The sequence below is a fragment of the Paracoccus marinus genome (assembly GCF_007018965.1).
Taxonomy (GTDB): Bacteria; Pseudomonadota; Alphaproteobacteria; order Rhodobacterales; family Rhodobacteraceae; genus Paracoccus; species Paracoccus marinus.
In genome coordinates this window covers 1-2,500 of record NZ_VJYZ01000013.1, presented here as the reverse complement: position 1 = coordinate 2,500, position 2,500 = coordinate 1, and the positions used below count along the sequence as shown (strand labels likewise).

Annotated in this window: 1 tRNA gene and 2 rRNA genes (1 of these 3 cut by a window edge); all 3 read left to right on the top strand. The window is 56.0% G+C overall.

Annotated features, from left to right (window positions below):
• Positions 1-2,135, top strand: a 23S ribosomal RNA gene (locus tag FNF32_RS07765) (it extends 752 nt beyond the left edge of the window).
• 95 nt (positions 2,136-2,230) lie between these two features.
• Positions 2,231-2,345, top strand: a 5S ribosomal RNA gene (rrf, locus tag FNF32_RS07760).
• 76 nt (positions 2,346-2,421) lie between these two features.
• Positions 2,422-2,498, top strand: a tRNA-Met gene (locus tag FNF32_RS07755).
• Positions 2,499-2,500: the final 2 nt, after the last annotated feature.

Sequence of the window (2,500 nt, the reverse complement as noted above, 5' to 3'; positions counted from 1 at the left end):
GAAACCAGATGATCTAGCCATGTGCAGGATGAAGGTTGGGTAACACCAACTGGAGGTCCGAACCGACACCCGTTGAAAAGGGTCCGGATGACGTGTGGCTAGGGGTGAAAGGCCAATCAAATCTGGAGATAGCTGGTTCTCCGCGAAAGCTATTTAGGTAGCGCCTCGATTTTATTCTCCCGGGGGTAGAGCACTGCATGGATGATGGGGGCCCACAGCCTTACTGAGTCTAAGCAAACTCCGAATACCGGGAAGAACTGATCGGGAGACACACGGCGGGTGCTAACGTCCGTCGTGGAGAGGGAAACAACCCTGACCAACAGCTAAGGCCCCCAATTCGTGGCTAAGTGGGAAAGCATGTGAGACTTCCAAAACAACCAGGAGGTTGGCTTAGAAGCAGCCATCCTTTAAAGATAGCGTAACAGCTCACTGGTCTAATCAAGAGGTCTTGCGGCGAAGATGTAACGGGGCTCAAGCCACGAGCCGAAGCTTTGGGTGCACGTATGTGCGCGGTAGCGGAGCGTTCTGTGATATAGGACGCTGCCTCTTCTGCCCTGCGAAGGGTAGCGGAGGCATTGTTCTGACTGTGAAGCCGGGGCGTAAGCCATCCGGTGGAGTGATCAGAAGCGAGAATGTTGACATGAGTAGCGACAAACAGGGTGAGAGACCCTGTCGCCGAAAGTCCAAGGGTTCCTGCTTAAAGCTAATCTGAGCAGGGTAAGCCGACCCCTAAGGCGAGGCCGAAAGGCGTAGTCGATGGGAACCAGGTTAATATTCCTGGGCCAGGAGATGGTGACGGATCCTCAGGGTTGTTCGATCTTAACGGATTGATCGGGCAGCTGCGGGGTCCCTGGAAATAGCCCTCCGCAAGATCGTACCCTAAACCGACACAGGTGGACTGGTAGAGAATACCAAGGCGCTTGAGAGAACCACATTTAAGGAACTCGGCAAAATACCTCCGTAAGTTCGCGAGAAGGAGGCCCGGTTTGCAGGCAACTGTGGGCCGGGGGCACAAACCAGGGGGTGGCGACTGTTTACTTAAAACACAGGGCTGTGCGAAGCCGTAAGGCGACGTATACAGTCTGACGCCTGCCCGGTGCCGGAAGGTTAAAAGGAGAGGTGCAAGCCTTGAATTGAAGCCCCGGTAAACGGCGGCCGTAACTATAACGGTCCTAAGGTAGCGAAATTCCTTGTCGGGTAAGTTCCGACCTGCACGAATGGCGTAACGATCTCCCCGCTGTCTCAAATGTGGACTCAGCGAAATTGAATTGTCTGTGAAGATGCAGACTTCCCGCGGTTAGACGGAAAGACCCCATGCACCTTTACTATAGCTTCGCACTGGCATCAGGATTGTGATGTGCAGGATAGGTGGTAGGCTTTGAAGCGGGGACGCCAGTTCCCGTGGAGCCATCCTTGAGATACCACCCTTCGCACTCTTGATGTCTAACCGCGGCCCGTTATCCGGGTCCGGGACCCTGCGTGGTGGGTAGTTTGACTGGGGCGGTCGCCTCCCAAAGAGTAACGGAGGCGCGCGAAGGTTGGCTCAGAGCGGTCGGAAATCGCTCGTTGAGTGCAATGGCAGAAGCCAGCCTGACTGCAAGACTGACACGTCGAGCAGAGTCGAAAGACGGCCATAGTGATCCGGTGGTCCCGAGTGGAAGGGCCATCGCTCAACGGATAAAAGGTACGCTGGGGATAACAGGCTGATGATGCCCAAGAGTCCATATCGACGGCATCGTTTGGCACCTCGATGTCGGCTCATCTCATCCTGGGGCTGGAGCAGGTCCCAAGGGTATGGCTGTTCGCCATTTAAAGAGGTACGTGAGCTGGGTTTAGAACGTCGTGAGACAGTTCGGTCCCTATCTGCCGTGGGTGTAGGATACTTGAGAGGAGTTGCCCCTAGTACGAGAGGACCGGGGTGAACGTTCCACTGGTGGACCAGTTGTCGTGCCAACGGCAGTGCTGGGTAGCTATGAACGGACAGGATAAACGCTGAAGGCATCTAAGCGTGAAGCCCCCCTCAAAACCAGGTATCCCTTGAGAGCCGTGGAAGACCACCACGTCGATAGGCCGGAGATGTAAGCGCAGCAATGCGTTCAGTTGACCGGTACTAATGGCTCGATAGGCTTGATTTGATCCGGAAGACGGCAGACCTGAACCCAGGCGCCGCTTCCAAAGCATCCTTGGACAACACCTTCCCGAAAGGGAAAACGCTGCGTTTCTTCCCCGGTCTGGTGGCCATAGCACGAGCGAAACACCCGATCCCATCCCGAACTCGGCCGTTAAGCGCCGTCGCGCCAATGGTACTGCGTCTCAAGACGTGGGAGAGTAGGTCACCGCCAGACCTGGAAAGAAACGCAGATCTCTCTGATACGATGACAACCCCGCATCCCCGCGGGACCCCGACATGGACCAAACTGGCGCGGGGTAGAGCAGCCCGGTAGCTCGTCAGGCTCATAACCTGAAGGCCGCAGGTTCAAATCCTGCCCCCGCAACCAAA